We start from the raw sequence: 24,521 nt of genomic DNA, 5'->3' as shown, positions 1-24,521 counted from the left end.
GATTCCTATTACTTACTTAAAATTTTCTGGATGGTCGATAAGCGTGCCTTCAGGCTCGCCTAATACCACGCGTTTTAGACAACCAGGTTTGTTCATATTGAAAACGCGAATGGGTAGGCTGTGGTCACGGGCTAACGTAAATGCAGATAAGTCCATCACCTTAAGTTCTTTCTCAAGCACTTCCTGATAGGAAAGCTGAGGATAAAGTGTAGCGTCTGGGTTTTTCACTGGGTCATCACTGTAAACACCGTCAACTTTCGTTGCTTTAAGTACAGCGTCAGCTTCAATTTCTATGCCACGTAGGCATGCGGCGGAGTCAGTAGTAAAGAAAGGATTACCCGTACCCGCAGAAAAAATAACAACGCGGCCGGATTTTAGCAAACTGATGGCTTCCGCCCAGTTATAAGCGTCGCAGACACCATTTAACGGAATGGCAGACATTAGGCGGGCATTAACATAAGCACGGTGCAGTGCATCGCGCATGGCAAGGCCGTTCATCACCGTTGCCAACATTCCCATGTGATCACCGACCACACGGTTCATACCAGCACGGGCTAACCCTTCACCACGGAAAAGGTTTCCGCCGCCAATCACTAACCCTACTTGTACACCTAATTCAACCAGCTCTTTGATTTCCTGCGCCATGCGATCCAGGACTTTCGGGTCGATACCGAACCCTTCAGCGCCCATCAGGGCTTCACCACTGAGTTTTAATAAAATACGACGATAGGCTGATTTGGGTGTGATACTCATTGTTTGAATTGTCCTTATGAATTCGGCTTGTTTCATATCTCGTTATTAGTAACAAAAAATGAAGCAAACCGACTCGTTACAAGCGATATTGTAAAAGTGGCAAAAAGTATACCATGTATATAAAAAAGCACCTCCGAAGAGGTGCTCTGTAGTGTATCCGACATTGGCCGAATGAAAAAGCAAAACGCAGAATTATTTCTTCGCCGCTTCCATTTGCGCAGCAACTTCAGCTGCGAAATCTTCAGATTTTTTCTCGATACCTTCACCCACTTCAAAGCGGATAAAGTTAACGACATCGGCACCTTTACTTTTTAACAACTCACCCACAGAAATGGACGGGTCTTTAACGAAAGGTTGACCTGTTAGGCTGATTTCACCGGTGAATTTCTTCATACGGCCTGCAACCATTTTCTCAGCAATTTCAGCAGGTTTGCCAGATTGGATGGCCAACTCTACTTGAATTTCTTTTTCTTTTTCAACTACGTTAGCTGGCACATCGTCAGGCTTAACGTATTGAGGGCTTGCTGCTGCAACGTGCATTGCTACATCTTTTGCCAACTCTTCGTCACCACCGGTTAAGATAGCAACTACGCCAATTCGACCACCGTGGACATACGCGCCCAAGTTGTCGCCTTCAACGTTGATAACACGGCGAGGAGAGATGTTTTCACCGATTTTAGCAACCAGGTTTTCACGTACAGTGCTAATTTTAACACCGTCGATCTCTGTCTCGTTTAGCGCATCGATATCGTTGATGTTGTTGTCATGAGCTACGGCTAGGATTTGGTTACCAAAGCCTAAGAAACCTTCGTCTCGTGCAACGAAGTCAGTTTCACAGTTAACTTCCATCATGGTTGCGCGGTTACCTTGAACTTTCGTTAAGATAACACCTTCAGCGGCGATACGGCCGGCTTTTTTAGCGGCTTTAGCCTGGCCAGACTTACGCATGTTTTCGATGGCCAGTTCGATGTCACCATCGGTCTCAACCAGCGCTTTTTTACAATCCATCATACCTGCGCCGGTACGCTCACGCAGTTCTTTTACAAGTGCTGCAGTCACTGCCATTTTTCAATTCCTCAGCATTAAACGTTTAAAAGGTAAAAGGGGCGGTGCGCCCCTCTTCGATATTCGTCAGTATTGATGACAGTGGTATGTTAACGACACCACCACTGTCATCGAACAGGTCAGATTACTCTGCGGCTTCTACGAAGTCGTCTTCAGCCTGAACTTCCAGGTTGCTTTCGCGACCGTTGTTTACTGCATCAGCTGCTGCATCAAGATACAACTGGATAGCGCGGATAGCATCATCGTTACCTGGGATGATGAAATCAACACCGTCAGGGTTAGAGTTTGTATCGACAACGCCTACTACAGGGATACCAAGATTACGTGCTTCTGTAACTGCAATGTGCTCGTGATCTGCATCGATAACAAAAATCACGTCCGGTAAACCGCCCATGTTTTTGATACCACCTAAGCTGCTTTCAAGCTTAGTCATTTCACGTTGTAACATCAGCGCTTCTTTTTTAGTTAGCTTTTCAAACGTGCCGTCTTGGGCTTTTTGCTCAAGATCTTTAAGACGTTTGATTGACTGACGTACTGTTTTCCAGTTTGTCAGCATTCCGCCTAACCAACGCTTGTTTACGTAAAACTGATCACATTTTACCGCTGCGTCTTTTACCGCTTCGCCCGCTGCACGTTTAGTACCAACAAACAGGATTTTACCTTTCTTAGAAGCAACACCAGATAGGTAGTTCATCGCTTCGTTGAACAAAGGAACGGTTTTTTCCAAGTTGATGATATGAACTTTATTACGAGCACCGAAGATGAAAGGCTTCATCTTTGGGTTCCAGTAGCGAGTTTGGTGACCGAAATGCACGCCGGCTTTCAGCATGTCACGCATTGATACGTTTGCCATTTTAATTTTCCTCTTGGGGTTAGGCCTCCATATACCCCTTGCATCGATCCCGTAGGACACCCCGATGACAAGTGTCGGTATATGTGTGTTATTTACAATAATGAATTTACGTTTTTAACAGGCACGAAAAAGGTAAATTACCTTCCCGTGACAAAACGCGGGCGCTTTATACCATAGCTACAAGATTTACTCAAGTTTTAGGGGTATATTGTCCTGCGACTATACACCGCGACTCCCAAGGGTTACCATAATAAAACAGAGGTATATAGCAGACATGGCGCAAAGACATAATCTTGTGGTTTGTTAAGTAAGCTATATACATTTTTTTTGTTTAGACGATTGAGGGTACAGTGGGCGCAATTATTAAAACCGCTGAAGAAATTGAAAAAATGCGGGTAGCCGGCAAACTGGCTGCCGATGTATTAACCATGATCACGCCTCATGTGAAAAAAGGGGTGACCACTGACGAACTGAACACCTTGTGTCACGATTATATCGTTAACGAGCAAAAGGCGATACCTGCACCACTTAATTACGGGCACCCGCCTTTTCCTAAGTCCGTCTGCACATCAGTAAATCATTGTATTTGCCACGGCATTCCATCAGACAAAAAGCTCAAAGATGGCGATATCATCAATATCGATGTGACCGTGATTAAAGACGGGTATCACGGTGATACCTCTAAGATGTTCATTGTGGGTAAGCCTTCCATTCTTGCTGAGCGTTTAGTAAGAGTGACCCAAGAATGCCTTTATAAAGCAATAAAAGAAGTGAAACCCGGCATGCGTCTTGGCGACATAGGCCATCTTTGCCAAACCCACGCTGAATCGCATAATTATTCCATCGTAAGAGAATATTGCGGTCACGGCATTGGCGCAGGTTTCCATGAAGAACCACAAATTGTGCATTATGGCAAAGCCGGAACGGGGGAAGAACTAGTCCCGGGCATGTGCTTTACCATTGAGCCCATGGTTAATGCAGGTAAACGCTATTCAAAAGTACTGCCAGACCAATGGACGGTGGTAACCAAAGACCGCAGTTTAAGTGCCCAGTGGGAACACACCTTGCTGGTAACCGAAGATGGCGTGGAAGTGCTCACATTGCGCGAGGAAGAAGACCTACCTCGAGTCATAAGCCACCGCTAACGTCCCAATTCAGAGAAAAGACCCAGCCGTGGGTCTTTTCCCCTTCATCTATATAACTTTTTCGACTAATTATTCATCTTTTTGCTCATAACTATTACGTTTGAATAATGCGACTAACACACTTTTCGTGTTATTGTGCCTCAGAATTTCCTTTCCGCAGTAAAAAAGGCATATTTTGAGCTTACAAAGACTGATTGACCAAGCTGAAACCATTACCTCGGCTGAAGACATTGCAGGTATCAAATCCTGTATTTCAGACAGTTACGAATGGTTGGAAAGCGCTTTTAATACTACCCCAGTTAACCAATTGGTCACCGGGCGAGCCCACTTTATAGATGCATTGCTTTCACACATTTGGCAATTAATGGGCTTAGATACCGTCCCAGGTTTAGCTCTGTGTGCAGTAGGCGGATATGGTCGCGGTCATTTGCAACCCCACTCAGATATTGACCTTCTGATTGTTAGTCACAAAAAACTAGACGCTAGTGCGCAAGAAAAAATTAGTCAGTTCATCACCTTGCTGTGGGATATTAAACTGGATGTGGGTCAGTCAGTTCGCACCATTAAAGAAACACTGCAATTAGCAAAAGAAGATATCACCATTGCCACTAACCTAGTGGAAAGTCGGCTACTCACCGGCGATGGCGATGTATTTGATAAGCTGTGGGAACAATTAAACGGTAAAAAAGCCCTCTCTTCTAAGGCCTTTTTTCAAGCCAAATACGACGAGCAAAAAGCCCGTCATGCCAAATTCAATGGCACAGCTTATAACCTTGAACCAAATATCAAAGAAAATCCCGGCGGTCTTAGAGACATCCAATCCATTGGCTGGGTAGCGAAAAAACACTTTAAAGAATACGACGGCTGGAATTTAGTCGGTCATGGCTACTTTGCGGAAGAAGAGCACAGTGAATTAGTCGCTTGTCGCATGAAGTTATGGCGAATGCGTTTTGCACTGCATTTAGAGGCCGGCCGTAGCGAAAATCGCCTGCTGTTTGACTATCAGCCTGACGTAGCAGAACGCCTAGGGTATGGACGAGACGGAAAGTCATCTGTAGAAAAAATGATGCGTGATTTTTTCCGTATTATCAGTCGAGTTACCGAATTAAATCGCATGCTCTTGCAACGGTTTAAGTACGACATGTTAAACCAGAGCATCAAAAACGAAACCCCTATAGACGATGATTTTTGCTTGCTAGATGGCATGATATCGCCCTTGCATCAACAGGTGTTCCCTACCCCTGAAGCGATTTTAGATTTCTTGCATATTGTCGCCGACAACCCGACCATAGAAGGGCTAGATACAGATACAATACGACAACTACGCAACGCCCGCCAACGTTTTGAAGATACCTATTATGTGGAACGTGAAGCCTGCCGTACACGGTTGATGGCGCTCTTTCGCCACCCTAACTTTTTCGATTTTGCATGGGATATCATGCATCAATACGGTATTTTAGAGCGCTACCTACCAGAGTGGGACAAAATTGTTGGCATGATGCAATTTGATCTTTTCCATGCTTACACGGTAGATGAGCACACCCATCGGGTGGTGAAAAACGTGAATCAGTTTTTCCAACCGGAAAATATAGAATTCCCCCGATGCGGCAGAATAGTAAAAAACCTCGATAAACCTGAGCTCATTTATATTGCCGCGGTGTTCCACGATATTGCCAAAGGCCGAGGTGGTGATCACTCTCAACTTGGCGCTGAAGATGTGGCTAATTTCTGTGCGATGCACAACTTGGACAAAAAAGATGCCGACTTAATTGCGTGGTTAGTGGAAAATCACTTAATGATGTCTGTGGTGGCCCAACGCCGGGACATCTATGATCCTGATGTAATTAACGAATTCGCCACTGCAGTACGCAGCCATACACACTTAAATCTTTTGTACGTGCTGACCTTAGCTGACATTCGCGCCACTAACGATAACCTATGGAATGACTGGAAAGCCTCACTGTTAAGAGAGCTTTACTTAATGACCCAGAAAGCCTTAGACAACGGCTTACAATGTCAGGTCACCCTCAATGAGCGCGTAAAAGAACACAAGCATACTGCCCGTATCATTCTTGACGCCCATGGTTTTGATGACTCGGCTATACAGGATCTTTGGGGGCGCATGGAAGATGATTACTTTGTACGCTTCAAACCCCCGCAGATTGCTTGGCATACCCAAGAGATCCTAGCGGGTACCAAAACCATACTTGCCAGCGCACCCGATTCCCTCATCGTAAAAGCCAACGACAACAGCGCCAAAGGCGGCACAGAAATTCTTATTTACGGTAGGGACAGAAAAGCGCTTTTTGCCCAGGTAGCGTCGGTTATCGATAGTCGCAATTGCTCTATTCACGACGCCCATGTCACCGTCACTCGAGATGGCTATGTATTCGACAGTATTTTGGTACTCGAAAACGATGGCACTCGACTCAACTCGGACAACCGTACCCGTAGTCTCGAAAAAGCTATTATCGATCAGCTTGCCAAGCCCGGCCGCTCTCACGATAATAAGCGCAAGCTACCTCGCCAAATGAGGCAGCTTAACGTGCCGACAAAAGTGCGCTTTTATACTTTAAACGATGAAAGCACCCTGCTTGAGCTTGAAGCCCTTGATGCGCCGGGAATTCTGGCTAAAGTCGGTCATGCATTTGTAGACGCTCAGGTGGTGTTGAAACTCGCGAAAATCGCTACCATCGGAGAACGGGCTGAAGATATTTTCATTGTCAGCAACGACGCTGGCAAAGCATTAACCCAAGAGCAACAGGTTGCGCTGAAAAAACGCGTACTGTTTAAACTCGATCAACTTGAAGACATCAACATATCATGAACGAACTGAAAGCCATTATTGAAGACGCCTTTGAAAACCGTGACGATCTGTCGCCATCCTCTGCACCGGATGCGGTCAGAAAAGCAGTGAGTGATGCCATTGCATTGTTAAACCGCGGCGAAGCTCGGGTTGCAGAAAAAATTGCCGGGGAATGGGTTGTTCATCAATGGTTAAAAAAGGCGGTACTGTTATATTTCCGTTTGCATAATAACGATATTATCGATGGCGCTGAAACAAAGTATTTTGACAAAGTTCCATTAAAATATAGTGACTACACAGCCGAGCAATTTGCGTCTGAAGGCGTTCGTATCGTTCCACCAGCAGCGGTTCGTACTGGATCGTATGTGGGTAAAAATGTGGTCGTCATGCCATCCTACGTAAATATTGGTGCTTTTGTGGATGAAGGCACCATGGTTGACACTTGGGCAACAGTAGGCTCTTGTGCACAAATCGGTAAAAATGTGCATTTATCCGGCGGCGTCGGTATTGGTGGCGTATTGGAACCACTACAGGCAAACCCTACAATCATCGAAGATAACTGCTTTATTGGCGCACGCTCTGAAATTGTTGAAGGAGTGATCGTTGAAGAAGGCGCGGTTATTTCTATGGGTGTGTATATTTCACAAAGCACCCGTATTTATGATCGAGAAACCGGTGAGATACACTACGGTCGCGTTCCAGCGGGCTCGGTGGTGGTTTCCGGTACCTTACCTAGCAAAGACGGTAAATATAATCTTTATGCTGCCATCATTGTGAAAAAGGTTGACGCTAAAACCCGCGCTAAAGTAGGCATTAACGCGCTACTACGTAGCGTAGAATAAACCCTTACCGTTATTTTTATCCGAATTGGTAACGAAAAAGGCGCTCGTAGCGCCTTTTTTATTATTAGCTAATAAGTTCGTCTTTCACACTTGTCACAAAAGCAGTGACATCTTTTTCTGGCTCTAAGCTTTCCATGGCGTCCACTTTACACACGTCAGCAACAGGCTTGCCCTGAAGCTCTGTTAGCAGTTCATGCCATTGCACCCCCGCCCCACAGTAGGTGTCACCGTAGCTACTATCGCCGAGTGCTGCCACAGCAAAGGGCTTACGATTGAGTAACGGAAATTGCTCTCGTAATTCTGCAAAAACCAATTCAAGATTCGGTGGAATATCCCCCTGCCCCGTTGTGGAAGTAATCACCAACAAGGCTTCGGCCTCTTCAACATCCGATACCTGAGGATCACTTAAAACGGTACAATCAATACCGTCTTCACCTAATGCTGAAGCTACCGTATCGGCAGCATGTTGGGCATTCCCATACACACTGCCCGCCAGAATAGTTAACGCTGTCATATTGCTCTCTTATCAATTTTTTAAAGTTAAGGTATCACACCGGTACGCTTCAAGGGTTGCTAACATACGACTAAACCCACCATGAGGTGTGGTACTAACCGAAATACGCTTATTGGTTACAGGGTGAATAAAATGCATATGGGTACATGTGAGGGCTAAATGACCAAAATCAAAGTATTCACGAGCAAATTTATTTTGCTTGCCGTCACCATGGGTGGTATCGCCGATTATCGGATGGCGCAAATGCACAAGGTGACGCCTTAATTGATGTTTTCGCCCGGTAAAAGGTTGTAATGCAACTAAAGAATAACGGGCTTCAGCATAACGGCCCACCGGTTCCGGTAGTAAAAATCGCTGCAAGGTTTCATATTCAGTTTGCGCAGATTGTGGGGGAATATTTTCGCCACGATGGGCATCGGCATACTTGTCACGTTTAAAAGACAATGCGTAGTCAATAAACCCTGAACCGAACATCCAGCCGCGCACCAAAGCAACATAACGCTTTGCTATCTGTTTATTCATCATTGCCTGACCCAGTGCACTGGCCGTCTGTCCGTCGAAGGCAAACAGCAACACACCAGAAGTCGGTCTATCAAGGCGATGAACCGGATACACATGCCGCCCCACTTTATCTCGCAATTGCTGAACCGCAAACTGGGTTTCACGCTTATCGATGGGGCTTCGATGTACCAATAACCCTGGCGGCTTATCCATGGCCACCACATGTTCATCCTGATACAGAATATGGATAGTGTGCTCTGGTTTGTCTGTACCAGACAGCCCAGAGGTACTGTCTAACTCTAGCGCCATGACCATACCTTAAAAAAAGGTCAGTATACCATGGCCGTCTTTGTGGTAGTAATCTACCCGCGGCCTCGTTATCATTAGCCTTTTTACCTACGGTATTATTTTTGCCCTATGTCTCAAGCCTCTGACCATGCTATTCATACCTTAAGTGAGTTTTTACTTCACGGCGGAACAAACTTTCAAATTTTTGATCTTGGCCGTGGCGTTCATCCAATGGACACCCAGTTTTTCCTTGAGCTAGAAAATGGTATGCGCCCATGCCCTCGCCCGCGCCAACAGCACGCATGGTTTGCCATTGTGTTTTGGTCAGAAGGAAGTAAAGCCAATCACTATATTTGGTTTGTTAAATTTCCCATTGATGAACGAGGCCTACTCGTTGCTGCCGCGCGTAACCATTTCTTGCAGATTATCCTTGATGCGCTCGGTCAGAGTTTAAGTGAAGAGAAACAAGATACCCTGCCTGACAATCCTTACTCTTTCGTGCCCAATCAATCTCAAATGGCGCAATTTAGCGCTGTCAGCAAATCCTGTTTATCACTGCCGTTTAATGAAGGGGTAAACGATGTCGCGCAATATATTAATGCACCGGCTATCAGTGATTGGCGCAAACTCTCTGTGCAATCTATTGCCGATTTTGCCCAATCGCTCACTGACCAATCGACTTGTAAGGCAGTCATGGCGAATATGCCTTTATTTCATGCAGAGTTTACACGAACGCTATTAGCCGCGGCAGAAACCGTCAGCATCCCCTCAGTATTTAAACAGTTTTGCGCTAAGCACTGCACCGATACTCTAGCTTCAGACCCCACGGTAGCACTAGCAGCCCTGCGGGCGTTAAGTAATGAGCAACCGGATAGCATCGTCCATGCGGTGTTAGATACCTTATTAAACTCATCGCAGCTTGATATCCATGTGCTCAGTGTCATTGCAGGCCGTCACTATGCACAGCTTACTGAACATCGATTGACACAGTTTTTCGAGCACGCTGCGGCACTGGATGAAGCAGAGTCGATGGACGGAAAGCTCTTTGCTGGCTTTTTTTCAGATCTGGTTCAATTACCGATGCTGCGAGCCGAGGTATTGGCCGTGCTGCGTGCTACAGATCGCAGTGACACCCTTGCCCGCGCCTTTGGCCATCTATTTAGCCAAACACAGAAGAAGTAGACATGACACTGCTCGAGCTTACCTTGTTTTTATTTTTAGGTTTTGTTGGTTTTCAGTTTTGGCGTATTAGAAGTATTTCTGAGGCGGCGAACCAATACATTCTTCAGTATTGTCATACCCATCAATTACAACTCTTAACGTTAGCCCGTACATCGACTCGTATCACCTTTAAATACGCCAAGCCTGACTGGCAATCCCACTTTATTTTTGAATTTTCAGGTAACGGGGAAGACCGGTATACCGGAGAACTGAAGATGGTTGGTAAGCGCGTGGTGCGGACACAATTGCCGCCATATCGAGTATAAAGCCAAGAATACTCCACTGTTTTTATAAAGCAGGCACAAAAAAAGCGGTAGTTTACACTACCGCTTTTTTGAAATTTTGAGCTTCCTTCTCAGCGTTCCATTGCAATTTTCACCGTCCAGATAAAAATCCCTATACGCCCCTTTCCTTCTTTTCTCACTGCATCCTAGCGTGAGCAACTCTTATCCATGAGTCGATCCCTTTCCGTTGATCCTTTAAAGCACTGTACATCCTTATCTACAGCAGTCTTCGTCCATGAAGTTGTTCCTTTGAGCCCCCCGGCTGCGTCCTTTTCGTATTCCTTACTACACCATACATCCATGCATGATGGGCTCAGTTCCATTGAGCTGTCCTTAATGGAGCCTCCTGGCGCCTCCTAAGTCCCTTACACCGCTATCCTCACGGTAATCTTCATCCTGAAGTTGTCCCTAATAGCCTCCTGGCTAAGATCCCTTTTCCTTTATCCTTTGCAACTTTCTCATCCTATGAAAAAGTAATCCGTTCCTTCGGTTGTCCCGCGTTCATCCTTGCAGTCTTCCTGACTCGTCGTGTATCCCTGTGACATGATTAATAATACTTAACGAAAAAATTCCCGCGACATACATTTTAAAAAAAAATTCCATTTATTTAATTATCAACTATGTAAAAGCTAAAAAAACCTATAAAAAACAATATTTTTAGACTTTAGGATTAGAAAAGCGTCGGTTAAATGAAGTCTATTTCTCACGCATTTGTAAGACATGTCTTACAAATATTTACGCACATTTACATTCGTTCGGTACTTGATCACCCAGTAATTTAGTTTCATTTAAGTAAAGAATCATAAAAACCCAGATTCAAACTACAGGTTTTAACCTAACTTTTTTAGCTAACGCCGTTGTCTTTTGTCGCTCCATTACACTCTCTCCTAACGTGATGCGATTAAAGATAACCTCTAAAAGTTAAATACTATCGGCAATTGGCACTAATACTGCTTAAATCATTAGTGAAATCGCTTAACCTAAACTAGGAGTAAAATCATGATAAAAATAATTGGTACAGCATTGGCACTTGCCCTCACAACAAGCGCCCAAGCCACCGAGTTTGATTGGGGAAAACTTAAACGAGAGCATATTGAATTACAACTGCCCTTACTAACAGTTCAAGGTAGTAAAGGCATCTTAGCTTGTGCCTATATTGATGTGGAAACCTGTAACAAAACCAACGAGGCCTGTGCCATTGTATCTGGGGTAAAAACCCACGAAGATATGCTACAACGCCCGATAATACGAGTGTCTAAAGCGGCGAGTGAATTAGGGATAAAACAGGGAATGACCGGTGAACAAGCGTTAGAAATCCTACGCTAGTTCCAATTGCGTTTTTAAATGACTAACAACGTGAGAATAGGATATTGACGTGGAAGCTGGTGTTAACTATTTAGTCATCATTAAATAGTTAACACGCAGGTTTATAATAGTGAATTACTTACTTAGCAAAACGCTTACGCAAGTTCATTCCACCTAAGCCCAGTAAGCCCATACCAAACATGAAAACGCTGGCAGGTAAAGGGACAGAGGTTGTAGGATCATCTGGAATGTCGACTGTGCCTACCGTATCACCAAATACGTAGGAATAGTTGATTTCGGCGGATTCCCCCAAAGCCAGATCGCCAATTAAAAAGCCTAAACCAATACCATGATCGCTAGATGAGTCATAACCAAAGGCCACAGGTGCATAATCTCCACCGGAAAAATAATCGGCAGGATTAAGTTGACTACAACAAGAAGCTTCAATACCGGTATTGTGGTCATAAGCGCTATCGGTAAACATACCAATTGTTAATCCACTGACCACACCAGAAGCACTGATAAAGTCAGACTGAGCCAGTTCACCGGCGTCGTCATAATCGCCATCGTTATTCAAGTCCAAACCGCGTTCATTATTGGTTGAAGCAGAACCACCAGGATAGTTATCTGGATCCGGATCGATTGCACGTGAAAACATAAGCCCGGTAAGATCCGCAGTGGCCGTAATAACCGTTGTGATGTTTAGGTTTTCATCTGAGTCATCAAAGAAAAAATCATGGACAATATCAAACATGCCGTTTGCCGCAGTACCCACCCACTGAACATGATTATCAAAATTTACGCCACTTAAATCTGTGATGGAAACTTGGGTAACAGTATTAGCACCAGAGTTAGAATTTCCCACCATGCTGAACTGATCAGCAGATACGCCAAATCCTTCAAATGGGATCCCCGGACTAAGGTAATCCCCTGTTGCAGTATCAAAAGTGCCAGTTCCCGTTGCGTCATGAATAAGCCCTGGCGAAGCGTTGCCATTTCCTAATGTTCCATTATCTGACACCTGTGTCCAAAGGTAGTCACCTTGCATAAATACAGGTGCAGCCATCGCAGATGATGTCCCTAACATTGCTGTTAGCGTGATGCCAGCTAACGCCAGTTTTTTTGATTTAATCATAATTTTAATTCCTTGATATTATGTTTAGACAAGCCTCAAACCCTTCTGAAGCTTCCAATGCGACTTTCACTTCTACAATCGTTACACACAATTAGCAATGGCCATGCCAAACCATAAAAAGAATACTAAAACATAGACTTAAGAATAACACCTCTTCCTTTCACCGAGCTAAGCCACATGAAATGTAAAGAATCTTGACAGATCATTTACATTAACCATGTGGCACGTGAGGCCTTTCACACCCATCTTACGCGGGTTAGCGTTAACACCCGTGCTTACTGATAGCCCCATAATGGCTTCACTTACCCACTTGCAAATAGAAATGATTATTAATAGCATGGGCAACCTTTATTAATGTGTGTGATTTCATGGTATCTGCTCGTATTTTAATTATTGAAGACGATAGAACGCTAAATGATCAGATGTCTAGCTTGTTGAGAAAAAGAGGTTTTTTGATCACCCAAAAGTTGAATGGGGAGGAAGGTTTACATACCGCCCTGACCCAATGTTTTGATCTCATCTTATTAGACGTTTTACTGCCTGGAAAAAATGGGCTAGCCGTTTTGAACAATATTAGAAATGTAAGAAGCACGCCTGTGATGATGATTACAGCCTGCGACGCAGAGCAGGAGCGCATTGAAGGGTTTCGAAAAGGGGCCGATGACTACCTTCCTAAACCTTTCAACTTTACAGAAATGATACTTCGCATCGATGCGCTGCTACGGCGAAGCATACACTTCACTAAGCAGAATAATACGCCCTCCCAAATTACACTCCCTGCGCTTTCATTAGACCGCATCAAGCAACAAGCGCAATATTTAGACTCCAACATTGAACTTACGCCTATTCAATTTAAGCTGCTATGGGTATTAGCAGAAAATCAACACGAAATATTGTCCAAGGCCTTTCTTTATCAATGTGTATTAGGTCGTCCATTTAGCCGCTACGACAGAAGCTTGGACATGCACATAAGCCGAGTGCGGAAAAAGCTTGTTGATGCAGGCATGCCATCAGAACGGCTATCCACCCTACATGGGAAAGGTTACCAATTCGTATGAAGTACACCCTATTTTGGCGCTTTTGTATGATCATTGGCTTTGGCACGGTGCTGTTATTTTGGGCCATCGATTGGCTCACAAATCACACTGAAGTCAAAATGAGTTTTATCTCTCAAGCTCACCAACAAGAATTACTTGATTATGGTCAAACCGCAGACACCATACTTAAGGAAAAGGGTGAAAATGCCTTAGCTCAATGGTTAGAAACATTACAGCAAAAGGAAAAAACTTGGGCAGCGGTGGTTCACACCGACATAGCCTTACTGGCAAATTCGACAATGGACGCTTCGTTCTATGACCGTTTCCAAATGGGACGTAGTGTGGATTGGAAAGTGCACCTGTACTTTGAGGAGAATCCGGTAATGGAGATCCCTTTTGCCGATAAAAACACCCATTTTCTCATTCGATTACCGGAACGTATGCGGCCAGGAAATTGGTTCGAATTCACTCACGTGATTTTACAGATCGCCTTACCTTTTATACTACTTTGCTTATTAAGTTATGTACTTTATCGGCACATCATGGAACCGTTACGTAAACTTGAAAACGTAACGGTTGCATTTAGTAACGGCAACCTAAAAGTTCGCACTAATGTAAGCCTAGCAACACGCAGAGACGAACTCACCCGCTTAGCAATAACCTTTGACAATATGGCAGAGCGCATCAGTCAACTTATCGATAATCAGCGACAATTATTGGCTGATTTATCTCATGAATTGCGAACGCCGTTGACACGTATAGATATGGCGGTGGATTTTTTGACTCAAAAGATCAATCCAGAACATGCAATTCAAAGATTACGTTACGAAGCCGCCACCATGCGCACACTGGTTGAAGACACCCTCACTCTTGTTTGGTTAAGCACAGAGTCGCCCACTCTTAAAAGCGAAGATTTTGATTTAGTGGAATTAGTTGAGGTGATCTGTGAAGATGCGCGCTTTGAATACCCTAGCAAGAAGCTCAAACGAGTCCTTCCAGATAGTGCGCCTATCACACAAACGAGTCAACTAGCCCTCGGTCAAGCGATTGAAAACATCTTAAGGAATGGATTACGTTACACGCCTGAAAATGCGGAAGTGGAATTAACCCTTAGCGCCAATCATAAAGGCTATCAGATCACCATTAAAGATAGCGGGCCAGGTGTACCAGAAAACATGCTAGATGATATTTTCAAACCGTTTTTTCGTGTGGACAAAGCCCGGACTAGTCCGTCCTCCTTGGAGCGTACCAAACATAGTACTGGATTTGGTCTTGGATTAGCGTTAGCCCGCCGCCAGATTACAGCGATTGGTGGTCACATTCAGGCAAAAAATCATGTTGATTTATCTGGTGCTATCGCAGGACTACAAATTATTATTAGCTTACCGTCTTAACGCAGCATTAGTGACAACGACACCATGAGCCCTAACAGCCCATGGTTTTACCTCCAAAGAGGGGTTTAAAATGACAACGAGGCAGACAATCTAATGTCTCTTCCTGCTTCATAGGGACCAACTACCATTGCAAAGACTTCGCTGTAATCACCCACACTAGAATGATCGATATACTGTTCATTGAAGAGATTTGTCACGGCGAAATTAACCCGTAATGACTGAGTAATCTGCCATTTTGCGTAAATGTCGGCGGTAACATAACTTGGCTTATGTAGACGGTATAACTGTGTCGTCCACCCCAAATCAACCGCTTGATGCAGAGTATCGATATCTACTGAATCGACTTTGGTCACGCTCACGCCCATACTTAGGTCTGCACTAACGCTGTGATCAACGCCCACAACCCAGGTGTTACCTCGAGTATTACCTAAGCCAACAAATTCGTATCCATTTAGATCAATACGCTCATAGTCAACGCTGTATAAACCACTTCTGGGGCTAAGTTCCGTATTCGCGGTTGAGAACCCGGCAAAGAAATCAAAGGACTGCCACCGGTAAGCAAGATCAAACTCAACGCCTTCGGTGTCTAATGTGCCAATATTATTAAATACTGCATTTCCTTCAAAGCCCTCGAAAATGACATCATCAAGTGAAGAATGGTATACGCTAAATCGTGTATGTAGGTTATTCCCATGGTATTCCACCGATGCTTCAATATTCTGAACGGTTTCAGCCTTCAAATCATCAGCCACCACGGGGACATCAGCGCCATCATAAAGATACCCATCGATGGTAAAACCATCGCCAATCTCTTTACCTCTTGCTGCCTCTGCATAACCAAGGCCTAATGTCCAAGCTTCCCCTATCCGATAGGCTAGTCCAAGATTAATACTAAGCTCTGAATCCTCTAAAGATGCGCCAGTGTCTGTCGCCGGCGTACCAGAAAAGTCTTCAAGTAAAATCCTTTGTTGAAAATCATAATCGTCGTAGCGTACTCCATAACTAAGCAACAGAGCGGGAGTAACATCACTATATCCTTGAGCGTATAACCCTAGCACACTGCCTTCTTCTGCATTATCACGGGTTCCTGCGGCGGCGCCACTGGTAACCTCATCGTGACGATAATCGATACCATACACAAACTTGTGTCGCTCTATTTCGCTACTGTTTCTTAAATCAAATCCGTAGGTATCTATTTCCGCTAACCAATTATAACTGCCTCCCTGAAAGGAAGAGGTCGTTTGGTAGGCGGTTGCCTCAAGGTAAACCATATCACTATGGGCAAACCGATAATTCGCCACGTAAGTATCCCGCTTAGCTTCACTAGCATAAAGTGTATCGTCTTCAAACACGCGCCAATTAGGTCTGGCAGAAAACTCACCTTCTTCATCTCGTTGTTCAACACTTAAAGATAAGTAATGATTATCTGCAATTTCGCCACTGACCTTTAAAAACAACATGTCTTGATCAGCGGCTGTGCCATAAATCTCATTACCGTCACCGTCTTCCATATTCTCTCTGTTAACGGTGCTGTAGTAGCCGAGGACGCCCCAAGTATCACTGAGTTTGCCATAAAGACTACCGCTAAAACGGCTTCCTTCATTGGAAAAGTAATTGGCCTTTATCTGCCCTCCAAATTGGGCATTTTCAGGCAATAGGTCCTGCGCATTTTTGGTTTTAAATCGTATTGAACCACCAATAGCACCAGGCCCACTTGTGGCCTCCCCTGCTCCAGCTTGCACATCAATTTGCTGCAATAAATCAGGATCAAGCGTTACTCTACCGATATGATGAAATAAGGTAGAAGTTTGTTGTGCGCCATCTACAGTGACATTTAAATACGCATCCTCTAGACCCCGAATGTATATCTTCTGCGCAACCCCTAAGGAGCCGCCAACGCTGATAGACGGCGAGTAACGAAAAATATCGGCTAAGTCATTCCCTTGATATTTCTCGATTTCATCCGTCATGATACTAAGGTTTGTTGCAGCGCCTACTACGGAAATTTTCTCCATGGCTAAGCTATCGTCAGCGTCTTTACTCTGGGCATATGACACCCCGCTAGACAGCATGCAAAGCGTACTAATAGTCAGAAATTCTCTCAAGAAATGCTCCTTTAATTCTTGTCAATCGAATCTAAATAAGAAACATTCTCGTTAAAGTTCTCTTTTAAAAATAGCTTTTTTACATTTGTTACATTCTGCCGCCATGTGCCGTACTAAAGACTTACTTTGGTGCAAAACCAAACCATTTGGTCAATTATGGCGCATTGCATTATTTTTTCGTCGTATCCTTAACGACGCAAAAAATAAAAAATTCATTTAAATCATAATGATAATTATTTTTTATTTTCACTTATTTTTGGTATGAATTTCGCTTATGCTGCATGTTGTTTTACCATTCTTTACAAAAAGTTTAATAAATTTTCGAAACAACGTGTTTTGCACCACCCTTTTTTAATCTCAAGCACATCCAACTAGAGGCTTTTCATGCACCGAGGATTAAGCAGTTCCACGCTACTTTTATGTTTTTCTTACAATGCTATTGTTTCAGCAGCATTTGCTCAGGAAAATACTGATGACATTGCTCAAGCAGAATCTGGCACCATTGAACGGGTTATTGTTACCGCCGATCGTCGAGGCACAGATATCACCGATTCACCGGTTTCTATTTCGGTAATAAAAAGCGAAACTTTGGAATCGCTGTCTTCGGCCGGCGGCGATATTCGCATTTTGGCAAACCGGGTACCTAGTTTAAATATTGAATCATCAAATGGTCGTACCTTCCCTCGCTTTTATATTCGAGGATACGGTAATACCGACTTTACCAGCTTCGCGTCTCAGCCGGTTTCATTAGTCTATGATGATGTTGTGCTTGAAAACGCCGCGTTAAAAGGCTTTCCCGCATTCGATTTAGAAGGCATTGAAGTTCTCAGAGGGCCACAAGGCACATTGTTTGGTCGTAACACACCCGCTGGTGTCGTAAAATTCAATTCAGTGAAACCCACCATTGGCTCAACAGATGGCTACTTTACTGCCTCATTGGGTACATATAATACGACCAATCTTGAAGGTGCCTTTAATGTACCTATTAACGATGATATGGCTGCGCGTGTTTCCCTTCTTTATCAACACAGAGATGACTGGATAGACAACGAATATTACAATACCAGCAACGAATTAGTCTCTGAAAATGACTCACTTGGCGGCTACGATGACAGCGCAGCTAGAATTCAACTGGTATACGAACCAATGGGCGCTGATTTTAAAGCCTTGTTTAATATTCACGCGCGTAACCTTAACGACGGTACAGCCCGTTTGTTCCGCGCCAACATCATTGAAAAAGGCAGCAATGATCTGGTTGACGGCTTTGACGCCGAAAAAATCTCCATTGATGGCGAAAATACCCAGTCATATACCAGTGCCGGCGGTAGTGCTCGCTTAACATGGTTTTATGATGATTTCACCGTTAACTCAATTTCATCTTATGAATCGGTAACGCATTATTACACCCGTGGTGATATTGATGGCGGTTACGGGGCATCTTATGCTGAACCTTTCGGACCTGGCTATATCCCCTTTTCTGTTGAAACCGGTGGTGGCCTTGCTGATCATGAACAGATTACCCAGGAACTGCGCATCGCCTCAGATTTATCATCTGACATCAACTGGCAAGCCGGTGTGTTTTACTTCTATGAAGACGTAACTGCCGACTCATTTACCTTTGACACGTTGTTCGGCTCCGATGCCACCCATGAACAAAACAGACAGAAAAACGTAGCTTACGCGGCCTATGGCTCTGCCGGTTATAACGTGACTGACCGTTTAGAGTTAACCGGTGGTATTCGATATACGTATGACGATAAAGACTACACCGAAGGCTTTGGTGGTGATTCTCCATTTAACCAATCTAAGAGTGATTCAAAAGTAACGTGGGATGTAAGTGCTCACTACACTCTTAACGATGATACGTCTTTATACTCGCGTATCGCTACAGGCTTCCGTGCGCCAACCTTTGGTTCACTGTCTGCCACAGATAACGAAATTACCGTTGCCGAATCTGAAACCATTATTTCTTATGAAGCCGGTGTAAAAGCCGATTTGTTCAACCGCCGAGCAAGACTTAACTTCAACGTTTTCTATTATGAAGTAAGTGATCAACAGTTAACGGCTGTGGGCGGGACCGCAAACGAAACCCGCTTGATAAACGCAGACAAAACGGTGGGCCAAGGTGCAGAGTTAGATTTTGAAGCTTACATTACACCTAACCTTAACATTTCATTAAGTGGTAGTTATAACGACACTGAAATACATGATCCAAACCTGTACGTATCAGGCTGTGGTACTGACATAGATGGCAGTGAACTTTGTACTATTATCGACCCCGTTTCCGACGACGGTCTTTATTCCATTGACGGTAACAGTTTACCCCAGGCAGCTGAATGGATAGGTAATGCTTCTGCTCATTATGTGTATGAAACCTCGAACAGTGGAGAGCTCTATGTGTATGCGGATATCGCTTACAGTAGTGGCGTGAGTTTCTTCTTGTACGACTCTGAAGAATTTCAAAGTGATGAGTCTTTCGAGGCAGGGTTAAAACTGGGATATTCTTGGGACAATGGTAAATACGATGTAGCGTTATTCTGCCGCAACTGTACCGACGAAGTTATCTTAAAAGGTGGACTTGATTTCGACAACCGCACCGCCTTTATCAATGATCCTCGGGTCATTGGTGCGCAGTTTAAAACACAGTTCTAAACAAACAGACGGGGCCCGTAATCATCACGGGCCCCGTATTTTCGGTACAACGACAGCCAGAGGAAACTATGATACTTAGCAAAGCATTGGCTAAGAAGCGCTTTTCTTTTCTATTATTACTGACCACATTAATCAGTACATTCACAGTAAACGCCAGCCCTAAAAATAAAGTCATTTTAGATGATGACGGTTTCGCCATTGCCCAGTGGATGTTGGTGCAAGATCCCAATACTGAAGTCTTGGGTATAACCATAATGTCAGGCAACATGTGGCGAGATGCCAACGTTGCTAAAGCACTTCGGTGGCTTGAACTGGCAAATCGTACGGATATCCCTGTACTTCCCGGTGCCATATATCCCTTGTTAAATACAGAAAAAACCACCACTTTATGGGAAAGTCTGTACGGCAAAATCGTATGGAAAGGAGCCTGGCAAAAGGCATGGGTAGAAGACACTGATCAGATATTACCGTCGTATTTGGCGTGGGATGAAATTCCTGACTTTCCAGAAGGTCAACCCCATACTAAAGCATCCAACGAAATGGCCGCAGCATTTCTTATTCGAAAAGTACGGGAGTTTCCGGGGCAGGTTTCCATTATTGCAACAGGGCCAATGACTAACATTGCCTTGGCACAAAGCTTAGATCCCGAATTTGCCTCTTTGGCAAAAGAACTCATTTATATGGGAGGAAGCCTCAAACCTCGCCAAGTCATCGACAACAAACCTGCCAGTGATTTTGCAAGAGAGTTTGTCAATTCCCCGCGTAGAGAATTCAATTTTATCTGGGATCCAGAAGCCGCATCCATAGCCATGCGTGCACCTTGGAAAAAAATTGTTATGGTGCCCGTGGACCCGTCCACCGCCACCCAATTAACGCCAGAGTTACTTGCCGCTATGTCGAAGAGAAAAAATACCATGACCAAGGTTATCGAAGACAAGGAGCCAAACTTTCCACTTTGGGATGAAATTGCTATGGGTGTCTATCTCGATCCAAGCATTATTACCCATAGTGAAGAGCTATATATTGATGTGGGCACCGATTTTGGCCCCTCTTATGGCAGCACACTGTCTTGGTCTGAAGGTTACCAGCCAGGTCTAGGAGAACGAAAGCAAACAGTGGTAATAGGGGTAGATGTCAAAGCCTTAGAATCACAAATGATCGAGTTAATGAACTTGCCTTTACCTGCTGCACAGTAAATAAGTACTTTCTCACGGCAAAATATGGGATGGACTACATCCTGTATTTTACCGTGAAAAAGCGACAATTAGCGTGGTCACAAACAACCGCAAATTGCCCTTCATCGTTCTTCCCAATATGGCTAGCTTAAAGGTTTTGGCTTAAACAAGATGTCGCCATGAACATCCGATATGGTTAACTTACAAATCTGCTGATACATGCCGTCTTGGAAAAAGCGTAGGTATTTAGGAATACTGACAAATACCCCCACGCCTTCGCTGCCTGAGTCATCATTGACCACACTATCAATCGCGCCCATCAAGATATGGCCTAAGCCTAAATGCTGATGATCCGGATGAACCGCAATAAAAGAAACCATATGGTAGGCAGTAGCCGGCATATTTTGGCGGATCTTATCTTCTTTATCCATCATCGCCCGCGTACTGAAATAACCTGCAGTCAGCAGCATTTTTAATCGCCAATGCCAAAAACGACCACTGGAAAAATCGCTATTGGGTTTGGTTAAACAGGTGACGGCCAGTAACCGAGGCCCATCAAACAGGCCAATCATAGGCTGTTCAGCTTCCCAAAATGCATCTAATTCTTCACGAATTGCACTACGTAAACGTCCCTCATAGCCTTCTTTTTCTGCCTGAAAGATATCCATAAATAAGGGATCATCAAAGTACGCATTATATAAAATAGATGCGGCAATTTTTAAATCATTAGCGGCTAAAAAAACGGCGGTGACATTATCACGACGCACCTCTTGTTCAAGGACGTTGGACATCGCAGTACCTCCATAGAGTAAGTGAAAAGCGAATTTAGGTAAGCCAACAAGCAGAGTATGGCACATATTTTTATTGTTCAAATATTACTCTACAGAAAACACCCACAATTGTTAATAAAAAGTTAAGGGGTATAGGGCGATGAAAACAAGAGAAAGGAAAGGTAATGGCAATATCGCGCAGATAATTTGGGAATAATTAGGATACCGGGGCCTTCACCGTGAAGACCCGCGATAAGTAAAGTAGATTAGAGGTACTGATAGGCGCTATCACCCCATCCTACCAACACACCATCTTCAAAGATCAGCGGCGTACATTCGTCTTTCGTTGTCATGCCATCGTCCATCGTACGATTGGTGCGATAAAATAGAATGCGATAAGCATGATCGCCTTTTTCTAGCATTTCATTAAAGTCTGCCACCCCCATGGTGCGCACTACCGACTCGTACGTCATGTTTTTTTCAAGTTGGGATACATGTTTTCGATTGTTCTGTTCACGATCTTCCCAATCAGCGGAATAATGATCACCATCACCGCCCACAGAGATAACACACCCAGAAAGGGCAAGAGGAGAAATCACAGCCAGTGCTAATGCAATATGTTTCATAGTGTACCTTTTTATATAATAGTTTTTGCTTTTCGATAATCACATAATCAATAATTACACCAAGTTTTATCCCTTTGATTTTATTGAACTATTTATATTTGATGTATTAAGGGCTCGCTAATAATTAGTCAGTTAAACTATTATTTGGTACTTTAAGCCAATCTTGAAGTATGATGGTTAAATCGCCGTTTTAAGGAATTTACGATGTCACCACCGGATCCCATTCAACAACTCGTTATGATTTGTCACAAGATGCACCAAGCCGGGCAACAACCCAGCGTGGGATTACTGAGAAATAAAGCCCCCTTTAAGGTATCGGTAACACAGGCCATTGATGCGGTTAAACAATTTAATAGCAGCGCGCAAGCCCCTGAGAAACCGGCTGAACACAAAGAGAGTGGGCGCATACAAGCGCTTGAGAAACGTATCGCTGCCCTAGAGGCAGGTATGAGTGTGTTAGAAGAACGGTTATCACGTATTCAGCAGAGCGAGGCTTAAGTCCTCGCTTTGTTTTACACTTAGTAAACCCACACTATTGCTCGTTTAAATCCAGGCTTAACGAATCTAAAAATGTCGAGAGATTTGTTGCTAGTACCTGCTCGGGCTCTTTCCCTACGCGCTCTAACACCACTTCACCGCTGGTGTTATCAAGTGAAATCAAATAATCATCATCCTCAGTTAAGCCAATAAACAGCGTAGGCGACTGCTTTAACCGTTTTTTCATCAGTAAATGACCGATAATGTTTTGTTGCAAACGGTCAAAGTCAGCATCACTGCAAACTTGCAGTAGTTCGCAGCGTCCTTGGGGCGCAATGGCCGGAAGATGAAAGCTGTAATAGGAAGTAAAAAAGCAATGAAAATCAGGGTGCAAGGTTAACGCTAACGCTTCTTCAGTACCTTTAAATGACCCTCGAGGTGCTTGTTTTACAGGTATCCAAGGCACTATATCTCCATTTACACCTTCTTTTTGGTAACATGGGGATGGCCACTGGGGATCAAATTCAATCGATAGAAAATCAGCCTGCACTTTCGCCTGGTTTCGGAATTTTTCGACAAATGCATCTAAACTGGATTGCATGGGATGGATCATTTATGTGGCCTTTTGGTTGACACTATCGCGTTATGAGTAACACTGTTGTTCTAACGCATTAAAAAAAAACAGTTTAAAATTTTTACGGTTGATTTAAAGCATATGACAAATACCGCGCCATTTGATGTACCGTCGAACTTGACACTTGGCAAAGCCGTTGATTACGAATCAACTTATAAACCATCGTTACTTCAATCTGTTCCTCGTTCTCTAGGTCGAGACAGTCTAAATATTGATGGCGACACCTTACCTTTTCAAGGCACAGATATCTGGACTGGGTACGAGCTTTCATGGTTAAACCCAAAAGGTAAACCTCAAGTCGCCATACTCGAATGTCGTGTGCCAGTAACGTCACCTGCGTTAATTGAATCAAAATCATTTAAATTATATCTCAACAGTTTCAACCAAACGGCTTTTTCGTCTCAGCAAGAGGTTGAACAAACCCTTCGACAAGATCTCAGTGTCTGTGCCGGTCAAGAAGTGGCCGTAACCGTAATACCCTGGCACGCATTCTCTAGGTTAAAAATGGATGAATTAGCCGGTGATTGCATTGATGATCTAGATATCACGGTAAATACTTACACACCGGATAAAGCGCTGTTGTCAGTGGATACAGAGCATGTTGAAGAAACCCTGGTTAGCCATCTACTCAAATCCAATTGCTTGATCACCCATCAACCAGATTGGGCCAGTATTCAAATTAGATACTGTGGTAAACAGATTAAACATGAGGCACTATTAAAATATCTGGTTGCATTTCGCCAACACAATGAATTTCATGAACAATGTATAGAACGTATTTTTTGCGACATTATGAGCCAATGTCAGCCTGATAAGCTGACCGTATTCGCCCGTTATACTCGTCGAGGAGGACTGGACATCAACCCGTTCCGCTCAAATTTCGAACAGCCTGGCGATAATGTCCGTTCTGCACGCCAGTAGTGCATGATGTATCAGTTT

22 protein-coding genes are annotated in these 24,521 nt (G+C 44.0%); 12 read left to right on the top strand and 10 right to left on the bottom strand.

Annotation, left to right across the window (positions count from 1 at the left end):
- Positions 1-12: 12 nt before the first annotated feature.
- The 3 genes from pyrH to rpsB form a co-directional block, all read right to left on the bottom strand.
- Positions 13-753: a UMP kinase gene (gene pyrH, locus KO501_RS06490; protein ID WP_216028824.1), complete on the bottom strand. Its 741-nt coding sequence runs from the start codon at positions 751-753 to the stop codon at positions 13-15.
- Between the two features lie 192 nt (positions 754-945).
- Positions 946-1,818, bottom strand: a complete 873-nt coding sequence (gene tsf, locus KO501_RS06485; RefSeq protein WP_216028823.1) for a translation elongation factor Ts — start codon at positions 1,816-1,818, stop codon at positions 946-948.
- Positions 1,819-1,942: 124 nt separating this feature from the next.
- Positions 1,943-2,671 (bottom strand): 30S ribosomal protein S2, encoded by a 729-nt coding sequence (rpsB, locus tag KO501_RS06480; RefSeq protein ID WP_216028822.1) that lies wholly within the window; start codon positions 2,669-2,671, stop codon positions 1,943-1,945.
- Positions 2,672-3,021: 350 nt separating this feature from the next.
- Here rpsB and map point away from each other — a divergent pair, with 350 nt between their 5' ends.
- From map to dapD, 3 genes are all read left to right on the top strand, one after another.
- The gene (gene map / locus KO501_RS06475) at positions 3,022-3,816 is read left to right on the top strand and encodes a type I methionyl aminopeptidase (protein ID WP_216028821.1); all 795 of its coding nucleotides are present in this window, start codon (positions 3,022-3,024) and stop codon (positions 3,814-3,816) included.
- 175 nt (positions 3,817-3,991) lie between these two features.
- The gene (glnD, locus tag KO501_RS06470) at positions 3,992-6,643 is read left to right on the top strand and encodes a [protein-PII] uridylyltransferase (RefSeq protein ID WP_216028820.1); all 2,652 of its coding nucleotides are present in this window, start codon (positions 3,992-3,994) and stop codon (positions 6,641-6,643) included.
- Positions 6,640-7,464: a 2,3,4,5-tetrahydropyridine-2,6-dicarboxylate N-succinyltransferase gene (gene dapD, locus KO501_RS06465; RefSeq protein WP_216028819.1), complete on the top strand. Its 825-nt coding sequence runs from the start codon at positions 6,640-6,642 to the stop codon at positions 7,462-7,464. The genes glnD and dapD overlap by 4 nt, the downstream gene beginning before the upstream one ends.
- A 64-nt stretch (positions 7,465-7,528) precedes the next feature.
- On the opposite strand, the gene KO501_RS06460 is transcribed toward dapD, so the two are convergent.
- Both KO501_RS06460 and KO501_RS06455 read right to left on the bottom strand, forming a co-directional pair.
- On the bottom strand, positions 7,529-7,978 hold the full coding sequence (locus KO501_RS06460; RefSeq protein ID WP_216028818.1) for a flavodoxin domain-containing protein: 450 nt from the start codon (positions 7,976-7,978) through the stop codon (positions 7,529-7,531).
- Positions 7,979-7,990: 12 nt separating this feature from the next.
- Positions 7,991-8,788 carry a pseudouridine synthase gene (locus tag KO501_RS06455; RefSeq protein WP_252728190.1) on the bottom strand — a complete coding sequence of 266 codons (798 nt, stop codon included), beginning with the start codon at positions 8,786-8,788 and terminating at the stop codon, positions 7,991-7,993.
- Positions 8,789-8,896: 108 nt separating this feature from the next.
- Between KO501_RS06455 and KO501_RS06450 the strand changes: the two genes are divergently transcribed.
- From KO501_RS06450 to KO501_RS06440, 3 genes are all read left to right on the top strand, one after another.
- Positions 8,897-9,949, top strand: a complete 1,053-nt coding sequence (locus KO501_RS06450; RefSeq protein WP_216028816.1) for a DUF3549 family protein — start codon at positions 8,897-8,899, stop codon at positions 9,947-9,949.
- Between the two features lie 2 nt (positions 9,950-9,951).
- Positions 9,952-10,254, top strand: coding sequence for a DUF3301 domain-containing protein (locus KO501_RS06445; protein WP_216028815.1), 303 nt, complete (start codon positions 9,952-9,954; stop codon positions 10,252-10,254).
- A gap of 1,017 nt (positions 10,255-11,271) precedes the next feature.
- Positions 11,272-11,598, top strand: a complete 327-nt coding sequence (locus KO501_RS06440; RefSeq protein ID WP_216028814.1) for a DUF1805 domain-containing protein — start codon at positions 11,272-11,274, stop codon at positions 11,596-11,598.
- 118 nt (positions 11,599-11,716) lie between these two features.
- Here the strand turns inward: KO501_RS06440 and KO501_RS06435 are convergent, their stop codons facing one another.
- Positions 11,717-12,712, bottom strand: coding sequence for a hypothetical protein (locus KO501_RS06435; RefSeq protein WP_216028813.1), 996 nt, complete (start codon positions 12,710-12,712; stop codon positions 11,717-11,719).
- Between the two features lie 368 nt (positions 12,713-13,080).
- Between KO501_RS06435 and KO501_RS06430 the strand changes: the two genes are divergently transcribed.
- Positions 13,081-13,770: a response regulator transcription factor gene (locus tag KO501_RS06430; protein ID WP_216028812.1), complete on the top strand. Its 690-nt coding sequence runs from the start codon at positions 13,081-13,083 to the stop codon at positions 13,768-13,770.
- The gene (locus KO501_RS06425) at positions 13,767-15,143 is read left to right on the top strand and encodes a sensor histidine kinase (RefSeq protein ID WP_216028811.1); all 1,377 of its coding nucleotides are present in this window, start codon (positions 13,767-13,769) and stop codon (positions 15,141-15,143) included. The genes KO501_RS06430 and KO501_RS06425 overlap by 4 nt, the downstream gene beginning before the upstream one ends.
- Before the next feature lie 65 nt (positions 15,144-15,208).
- Here the strand turns inward: KO501_RS06425 and KO501_RS06420 are convergent, their stop codons facing one another.
- Positions 15,209-17,215, bottom strand: coding sequence for a TonB-dependent receptor (locus tag KO501_RS06420; RefSeq protein ID WP_216029061.1), 2,007 nt, complete (start codon positions 17,213-17,215; stop codon positions 15,209-15,211).
- Positions 17,216-17,632: 417 nt separating this feature from the next.
- On the opposite strand from KO501_RS06420, the gene KO501_RS06415 reads away from it, so the two are divergent.
- Both KO501_RS06415 and KO501_RS06410 read left to right on the top strand, forming a co-directional pair.
- Positions 17,633-19,900, top strand: coding sequence for a TonB-dependent receptor (locus tag KO501_RS06415; protein ID WP_216028810.1), 2,268 nt, complete (start codon positions 17,633-17,635; stop codon positions 19,898-19,900).
- 68 nt (positions 19,901-19,968) lie between these two features.
- Complete coding sequence (locus KO501_RS06410) at positions 19,969-21,096, top strand: nucleoside hydrolase (protein WP_216028809.1); 1,128 nt, start codon at positions 19,969-19,971, stop codon at positions 21,094-21,096.
- 122 nt (positions 21,097-21,218) lie between these two features.
- Here KO501_RS06410 and KO501_RS06405 read toward each other — a convergent pair whose 3' ends face one another.
- Together KO501_RS06405 and KO501_RS06400 are read right to left on the bottom strand one after the other, a co-directional pair.
- Positions 21,219-21,866, bottom strand: coding sequence for a GNAT family N-acetyltransferase (locus KO501_RS06405; protein ID WP_216028808.1), 648 nt, complete (start codon positions 21,864-21,866; stop codon positions 21,219-21,221).
- Between the two features lie 245 nt (positions 21,867-22,111).
- Positions 22,112-22,471 carry a DUF3192 domain-containing protein gene (locus tag KO501_RS06400; RefSeq protein WP_216028807.1) on the bottom strand — a complete coding sequence of 120 codons (360 nt, stop codon included), beginning with the start codon at positions 22,469-22,471 and terminating at the stop codon, positions 22,112-22,114.
- A 204-nt stretch (positions 22,472-22,675) separates the two neighbouring features.
- Between KO501_RS06400 and KO501_RS06395 the strand changes: the two genes are divergently transcribed.
- On the top strand, positions 22,676-22,969 hold the full coding sequence (locus KO501_RS06395) for a hypothetical protein (RefSeq protein WP_216028806.1): 294 nt from the start codon (positions 22,676-22,678) through the stop codon (positions 22,967-22,969).
- 34 nt (positions 22,970-23,003) lie between these two features.
- Here KO501_RS06395 and syd read toward each other — a convergent pair whose 3' ends face one another.
- Complete coding sequence (gene syd / locus KO501_RS06390; protein ID WP_216028805.1) at positions 23,004-23,561, bottom strand: SecY-interacting protein; 558 nt, start codon at positions 23,559-23,561, stop codon at positions 23,004-23,006.
- A gap of 102 nt (positions 23,562-23,663) precedes the next feature.
- Here syd and queF point away from each other — a divergent pair, with 102 nt between their 5' ends.
- Positions 23,664-24,503 carry an NADPH-dependent 7-cyano-7-deazaguanine reductase QueF gene (gene queF, locus KO501_RS06385; protein WP_216028804.1) on the top strand — a complete coding sequence of 280 codons (840 nt, stop codon included), beginning with the start codon at positions 23,664-23,666 and terminating at the stop codon, positions 24,501-24,503.
- Positions 24,504-24,521 lie beyond the last annotated feature (18 nt).

This window comes from Alteromonas sp. C1M14 (assembly GCF_018860965.1).
In the GTDB taxonomy this organism is placed as follows: Bacteria; Pseudomonadota; Gammaproteobacteria; order Enterobacterales; family Alteromonadaceae; genus Alteromonas.
Note: the sequence above shows the minus strand (reverse complement) of the source record. Positions and strands in the feature narration are given on the sequence as shown.